Origin of the sequence: Paenibacillus polysaccharolyticus, from assembly GCF_023714295.1 — a bacterium.
Classification (GTDB): Bacteria; Bacillota; Bacilli; order Paenibacillales; family Paenibacillaceae; genus Paenibacillus; species Paenibacillus polysaccharolyticus_A.
Window position 1 is genome coordinate 1 of sequence record NZ_JAMAUN010000037.1, and the last position, 467, is coordinate 467.

Annotated in this window: 1 protein-coding gene; it reads right to left on the minus strand. The window is 65.7% G+C overall.

Going from position 1 to position 467, the window contains the following annotated elements; all coding sequences use genetic code 11:
* Positions 1–92: 92 nt before the first annotated feature.
* On the minus strand, positions 93–467 hold a 375-nt coding region (locus tag M3629_RS28055; RefSeq protein WP_285889067.1), incomplete at its 5' end, for a transketolase-like TK C-terminal-containing protein.

The window sequence follows — 467 nt, forward strand, 5'->3', positions numbered from 1 at the left end:
GTCATGGTCTATCTCCTGATGGCTGAAAAAATTCGTTTCGTGCAGCTTCACGGTGCGACGCGCGCGAGGGGTGGCGCGCGCCGCGTATGCTTTTAGGCCAGCACGGCCTTCGCGGTCTCGACGACGTGCTCGACGGTGAAGCCGAAGTACTTGAACAGCACGCCGGCCGGCGCCGATTCGCCGAACGTGTCGATCCCGACGACGCCGCCTTCGAGGCCGACGTACTTGTGCCAGAAGCTCGTCACGCCCGCTTCGATCGCGACGCGGCGCACGCCGTGCGGCAGCACGCGTTCGCGGTACTCGGCGTCCTGGCGGTCGAACACGTTGGTCGACGGCATCGACACGACGCGGGCCGCGATGCCCTGCTGCGCGAGCGGCTCGACGGCCTTCATCGCGAGTTCGACTTCCGAGCCCGTCGCGATCAGGATGATCTTGCGCGCGACGATTTCTTCGTCCCAGTCCTTCAG